Source organism: Deinococcus rhizophilus (assembly GCF_030271215.1).
Taxonomy (GTDB): domain Bacteria; phylum Deinococcota; class Deinococci; order Deinococcales; family Deinococcaceae; genus Deinococcus; species Deinococcus rhizophilus.
The window spans coordinates 1-5,636 of record NZ_JASNGB010000192.1 but is presented as its reverse complement, the minus strand read 5'-3'; the positions used below and the strand labels follow the sequence as shown (position 1 = coordinate 5,636).

Here is a 5,636-nt window from a genome sequence, read left to right as displayed (position 1 = left end):
CTGCTGAGCTACTCCGGCCTCACTCAGGTTAAGTTGCCAGAACCCTCCCGGGGCTTCCTTGATCTGCTTTCAGCTGTGGCTGGATCCCTTCTCCAGTGCCCCGGGCTTGTCGTGTACCGCGAGGCGGTCAATCAGGGTCGCCGATGCCTCATTGAGCCCGACCAGCTCAGCGGGCGTGCCCCGGCGCATGAACTTCAGCATCACCTTGTCCAGCGCCCCCACTGCCGACCCGTCCCAGAAGTGTGCGTCCGTCAGGTCGATGACCACCCGGCTCGCGGGATGCGCGAAGTCGAACTGGTGCAGGAAATCGTGGGTGCTGACAAAGAACAGCTGCCCCCGCACCCGGTAGGTCCGGGTCCCGTCCGTGAGGTCCTCAGGTGTGACCTGCGAGAGCTGCGACACCTTGCGTGCGAAGAACAGGGCACTCAGCAACACGCCCACCAGCACGCCCATCGACAGGTCATGCGTCAGCACCGTCACGCCCACGGTCGCCAGCATCACGAGGCTCTCGCCCCTCGGAAAGACCGTCAGCGTCCGCAGGCTGCTCCAATCGAAGGTGCTGACGGACACCACGATCATCACCGCCACCAGCGCAGCCATCGGGATCTGCACCAGCAGCGGTTGCAGGGCAAGAATCAGGATCAGCAGGCCCAGCCCGGCGACGAAGGTGGAGAGCCGCCCGCGTCCCCCGTTGGTCACGTTGATCATGCTCTGGCCGATCATCGCGCAGCCTGCCATGCCCCCGAAGAAGCCGGTGACGATGTTCGCCACGCCCTGACCGCGCGATTCGACGTTCTTGTCGCTGGTGGTGTCGGTGCGCTCGTCGATCAGTTGTGCAGTGAGCAGGCTTTCGAGCAGGCCCACGATGGAGAGGGTCAGCGCCACCGGGAAAATGATGCTCAGCGTCTCGAAGGTCAGCGGCACCTGGGGAAGTTGAAAGGGCGGCAGGGCTTTGGGGAGCTCCCCCATATCCCCCACGGTCTTCACGTCGGCGCCCGTGAAGACGGATACCAGCGTCAGGGCCACGATGGCGACTAGGGCGCTGGGGATGGCCTTGAAGACCCGGGGGAGCAGGTAGATGATCGCCAGACCAGCGGTGACCATCGCGTACATCTGCCAGTTCGCGCCCGCGAACTGTGGAAGCTGCGCCATGAAGATCAAAATTGCCAGGGCGTTCACGAAGCCCACCATCACGCTGCGGGGCACGAACTTCAGGTAGCGAGCCAGTCTCGCCCAGCCGAAGACGATCTGAAGCAAGCCGGTCAGGACCGTCGCGGCGAACAAGTACGCCAAGCCGTGGTCCTTGACCAGGCCGATCATCAGCAGCGCCATCGCGCCGGTCGCCGCGCTGATCATGCCGGGCCGCCCTCCGATGAAGGCCGTGACGAGGGCGATGATGAACGAGGCGTAGAGACCCACCTGGGGATCGACGCCCGCGATGATGGAAAAGGCGATGGCTTCGGGGATCAGAGCCAGGGCGACGACGATCCCCGCCAGGATGTCCCCGCGCGGATTGGCGAGCCATTCCTGGCTGTATTGCTTGAAGTTGAAGCGGGCGGTTGGAGAGGGGGTTGCGGTCATGTGCACCTCGGAGGGCGCCGTGACAACCGGCAGCGGGAGGAGAGCCCGCTGGGGAGGCTGAAGGATCGGGAGACCACTTCGGTTCGGTTATCGTCGGGGGCGTCACTCAGACGGGACGCCGCGCCCGCGGCTCCGGCAGTATGCCGCAACCCTTTCCCTGGGACAAGGGAAGCAGCGCCATTCTGGACGGACCGGGTAGGCGGATCCTGACCTGGTCGGCCACTCACACCAGCACGGGATCGCCTGTAACGGAGGAGAGCGGGCTGGCAGACCGGGCGGCGCTGGCGACTGCCTCAGGCTGCTCCAGAGAAGGAGAATTCAGGCGTTGGGTATACCCCAATTGGACGAACGTCTCCTCTTTGCAGCTTCACAGGCCAGGAATCTGCCCGGGTAGCCTTCGGGGCCGCCACAGGACCATCCGCCAGGCGAAGGCCAGCGTCAGTCCCGTCAAGACCAGCACCACCACCCACGCCACGCCGGGAAGCTCCCCTACCAGCGTTACCCGGCCCAGCGACGCCGCGGCCGACATGAGGCACAGCAAGTTCCCCAGGCCCAGCGGTCGCCCGTAGATCCCGCCGATGGGGTTGCCGCGCCCCCACCAGTTGATGACGCCCAGGCCCAGCAGCCCACTCGCGGCGAGTTGTGCCAGCGCCTCACCGGCCACGGAGGGCGCGCCGAGCCAGGCGGCGGTTAGGTCGGCCGCGAACAGCAGAGGCAGACCGAGCGTGAACAGCAGCGCGGCACTCGCAGTCAAGAGCCAGCGTCCGGCAGCATCCTGGGGCATGCAGGCACCTTGCCGTATCCTCAACTTGCTGTGCAAGACGTCCCAGAAAGTAGGCCTTACCGCGTCGACAGCGCCCTCCAGGCGCGATTGCTTATGGACCGCGCGTGGCTGCGGCTGCTCGATGTGTTCACGCCCGAGGCGCGGGGCATAGCCGACGCCGCCCGCACGCTCGGTGTGACAACCGAATGGCTCTTCAAGCGCGTCCGGCGCCTCGAGCGTGCCGGACTGCTTACCGTGCAGGACAGCCGACCGCGAGCGGGCCGCGCGGTGCGACTGTACCGCGCAACCTCGGACACTTTTTTCGTGCCGTTCTCGCTGGTGCCGCCCGAGACGGTCGGTCGGCACAACCGCGCGCAGCACCTCGAGCTGTTCGAGACAGCGATTGGGCGGACGTTCCAGCGCGCACCGTTCGACCAGCATGGGTGGGGCTTCGTCACGGCCCATGCGCCCAGCGGCGACGTGTTCTTCCGGATCATGCGGGAAGACGGCGTCCTGTGGACCGACCTGGGCGAGGCGGCGCCGGTGATGGTGAGCGGGTGGCACCTGCTGCACCTCTCGCCGGGCGACGCACGCGAACTGCAGGGGGAACTGCGCGCGTTGCACGATCGGTACGCGGGCCGCGCGGGCGAGGTGCCGTTCCTGCTGGGCATCTTCCTGGCCGACACCACGAACGTCCCTGGACTGGAGCACGCCCGCGAGGACAGCGGCGACGCCTGAGAGTCAGGATAAGGGTGTCAGCGGGTATACCCGAGCCTGAGGTCAGAAGCAGGACTCTTTCGTCGGTCACCGGATCAACGGCCGTAGGGTGTACGGGCAGGCATCAGGGATTTGGGACCAGTCAACGGTGGCCAGCCCCACTGCCTCAGCTCCCGGAACAAAGCTTGCGAACGGATGCAGCATGCAGTCGGCCAACGCGATTTCGCTACGCCGAGTGATAGAATCCAGTTGATGACTGCCGCGGCTTCCCCTGAACCACAGACCCTGACTGTCCTCAAGGCGCTGGCGAACAACATCCGCTATGAGATCGTCCGGATCCTGGCGCGGGGCGAGCGCTGCGTCTGCGACCTGGAGGCCGCGCTGAATCTGCCGCAAAGCAAGGTCTCCTATCACTTGGCGGCTCTGCGCGACGCTGGCCTGATTGTCGGGGAACAACGCGGTAAAAACAGCTTCTACCGCCTGTTGCCGGAGCCGCTGTACCTGCTGGGTGGCGAGCTGCTGCGCGACATCTACCTCGCTGAACTACCCCTGACCTATCAATCTGGGCCGGTGTGTTAGGTTGCGAGTATGCTCCGTGTCCTGATTCTCTGCACCCACAATTCCGCCCGCTCCCAGATGGCCGAAGCCCTAACCCGGGCCGCTGCCCAGCGCCTCGGACTTGACCTCGAAGTGCAGTCCGCCGGAACCGAGGCCACCCGGGTCAAGGATGACGCCAAGACCGTCATGGCTGAGATCGGCCTGAACCTCGACGGACAGACCAGCAAGACGCTCTGGGACGTGCCGGACTGGCAGAACTTCGATTATGTGATCACGGTCTGCGACTCCGCTGCTGAAGCCTGCCCGGCCTATCCAGGCAAGACGCACCGCTTGCATTACCCCTTTGTCGATCCCTCGGGCGGGAGCTTGGACCGCTGGCGAGAGGTCCGTGACCAGCTTGAAGGGCAGTTCGGCGCCTTCGTGCAGGCCCTGGGGGACGGGCAGCCCGTGCCCGCGAGCTACGACGACAATCCCGCCGTGAACGCCCAGTAAGCCTGATGCTGCTCGCTGTTCTGATTTTCCTGCTGACCCTCGTCCTGGTCATCTGGCAACCCAAGCTGAAGTGGCAGCCTGGAGGCCTGGGCATCGGGTGGAGTGCGTCCCTCGGGGCAGGGTTGGCCCTCCTGACAGGCGTGGTCAGCGTCTCCGACATCCCGGTCGTCTGGGACATCGTCTGGAACGCGACCATCACCTTCGTCGCCCTGATTATCATCAGCCTGATTCTCGACGAGGCGGGCTTTTTCAAGTGGGCCGCGTTGCATGTCGCCCGCTGGGGAGGCGGACGTGGACGGCTGTTGTTCCCGCTGGTGATCCTGCTGGGGGCGGCTGTCAGCGCCCTGTTCGCCAACGACGGTACCGCGCTGATTCTCACGCCCATCGTGCTCGCGATGTTGACAGCTCTGGGTTTCCGGCCAGCGGCCACCTTGGCGTTCATCCTCGCCACGGGCTTTATCGCAGATAGCGCCAGCCTGCCGCTGGTGATCAGCAACCTCGTGAATATCGTCAGCGCCGACTACTTCAACCTGGGCTTCGGGGAGTACGCCTCGGTGATGGTCCCGGTCAACATCGCGGCGGTCCTGGCTAGTCTCGGCATGCTGTACCTGATGTTCCGGCGGGACCTGCCGGGTCGCTACGACCCGGGCACGCTGGAATCGCCGGGCAGCGCCGTCCGGGATCCGAAGGTGTTCAAGGTCGGCTGGGTGGTCCTGGGGGTGTTGCTGGTCGGGTATTTCGCGGCTGGTCCCCTGGGGATTCCGGTGAGCGCGGTCGCCGTGCTGGGTGCGGTGCTGCTGTGGTTCGTTGCCGCCCGTGGGCACGTCGTAAGCACCCGGAATGTTCTCAAGGGCGCCCCCTGGCAGATTGTGGTCTTCTCGCTGGGGATGTACCTGGTCGTGTACGGCCTGCGCAACGCGGGGTTAACCGACCTGCTGGCCGGAGTGCTTGACCGCCTCGCTGCCGGGGGCCTGTGGACCGCCACCCTGGGCACCGGCTTCCTGATGGCCTTTCTGGCCAGCGTGATGAACAACATGCCCAGTGTGCTGATTGGAGCGCTAGCCATCGACGCGAGCCAGGCGACCGGAGCCGTTAAACAAGGCATGATCTACGCGAACGTCGTGGGCAACGACCTCGGCCCGAAGATCACGCCCATCGGCAGCCTCGCCACGCTGTTGTGGCTGCACGTGCTGGCCAGCAAAGGGGTGCGGATCGGGTGGGGCCAGTACTTCAAGGTCGGCCTCGTCCTGACCCTCCCTGTCCTGCTGGTTACCCTGGCCGCCCTCGCCCTGCGGCTCTCGTGATGAAGGAGGAAGGCATGAATGTCCCATCGGTTCTGTTCATCTGCACCGGCAACACCGCCCGCTCCCAGATGGCCCAGGTCCTGCTCGAACACCACGGCGCGGAGCGCTTCCGGGTCATGTCCGCGGGGCTGGAGCCGGGCGAGGTCAATCCGCTCACCCGGCAGGTGCTGGAGGAACTGGAGTGAACCCAATCGGGCGGACCGCGGGGCAAGTCACGTCTG

7 protein-coding genes are annotated in these 5,636 nt (G+C 65.6%); 5 read left to right on the top strand and 2 right to left on the bottom strand.

What is annotated here, in order from left to right:
* Positions 1-69: 69 nt before the first annotated feature.
* Positions 70-1,581, bottom strand: a complete 1,512-nt coding sequence (locus QOL99_RS14705; RefSeq protein ID WP_285524927.1) for a SulP family inorganic anion transporter — start codon at positions 1,579-1,581, stop codon at positions 70-72.
* A 367-nt stretch (positions 1,582-1,948) separates the two neighbouring features.
* On the bottom strand, positions 1,949-2,365 hold the full coding sequence (locus QOL99_RS14700; protein WP_285524926.1) for a hypothetical protein: 417 nt from the start codon (positions 2,363-2,365) through the stop codon (positions 1,949-1,951).
* A 93-nt stretch (positions 2,366-2,458) separates the two neighbouring features.
* Here QOL99_RS14700 and QOL99_RS14695 point away from each other — a divergent pair, with 93 nt between their 5' ends.
* The 5 genes from QOL99_RS14695 to QOL99_RS14675 all read left to right on the top strand — a co-directional run bounded on the left by QOL99_RS14695 (position 2,459) and on the right by QOL99_RS14675 (position 5,600).
* Positions 2,459-3,082 (top strand): hypothetical protein, encoded by a 624-nt coding sequence (locus tag QOL99_RS14695; RefSeq protein WP_152872469.1) that lies wholly within the window; start codon positions 2,459-2,461, stop codon positions 3,080-3,082.
* Positions 3,083-3,313: 231 nt separating this feature from the next.
* Complete coding sequence (locus QOL99_RS14690) at positions 3,314-3,640, top strand: ArsR/SmtB family transcription factor (RefSeq protein WP_152872470.1); 327 nt, start codon at positions 3,314-3,316, stop codon at positions 3,638-3,640.
* Between the two features lie 9 nt (positions 3,641-3,649).
* The gene (locus QOL99_RS14685) at positions 3,650-4,111 is read left to right on the top strand and encodes an arsenate reductase ArsC (RefSeq protein WP_152872471.1); all 462 of its coding nucleotides are present in this window, start codon (positions 3,650-3,652) and stop codon (positions 4,109-4,111) included.
* Positions 4,112-4,116: 5 nt separating this feature from the next.
* Entirely contained in the window at positions 4,117-5,415 is a 1,299-nt protein-coding gene (locus QOL99_RS14680; RefSeq protein ID WP_152872472.1) for an arsenic transporter, read from the top strand.
* Between the two features lie 14 nt (positions 5,416-5,429).
* Complete coding sequence (locus QOL99_RS14675) at positions 5,430-5,600, top strand: arsenate reductase/protein-tyrosine-phosphatase family protein (RefSeq protein ID WP_285524920.1); 171 nt, start codon at positions 5,430-5,432, stop codon at positions 5,598-5,600.
* The last annotated feature ends 36 nt before the right edge of the window (positions 5,601-5,636 follow it).

Bases quoted from the DNA above. Each gene is read 5' to 3' on its own strand.
- QOL99_RS14680 (WP_152872472.1), top strand. From the start codon at position 4,117: ATGCTGCTCGCTGTTCTGATTTTCCTGCTGACCCTCGTCCTGGTCATC.
- QOL99_RS14700 (WP_285524926.1), bottom strand. From the start codon at position 2,365: ATGCCCCAGGATGCTGCCGGACGCTGGCTCTTGACTGCGAGTGCCGCG.
- QOL99_RS14695 (WP_152872469.1), top strand. From the start codon at position 2,459: ATGGACCGCGCGTGGCTGCGGCTGCTCGATGTGTTCACGCCCGAGGCG.
- QOL99_RS14675 (WP_285524920.1), top strand. From the start codon at position 5,430: ATGAATGTCCCATCGGTTCTGTTCATCTGCACCGGCAACACCGCCCGC.
- QOL99_RS14685 (WP_152872471.1), top strand. From the start codon at position 3,650: ATGCTCCGTGTCCTGATTCTCTGCACCCACAATTCCGCCCGCTCCCAG.
- QOL99_RS14705 (WP_285524927.1), bottom strand. From the start codon at position 1,581: ATGACCGCAACCCCCTCTCCAACCGCCCGCTTCAACTTCAAGCAATAC.
- QOL99_RS14690 (WP_152872470.1), top strand. From the start codon at position 3,314: ATGACTGCCGCGGCTTCCCCTGAACCACAGACCCTGACTGTCCTCAAG.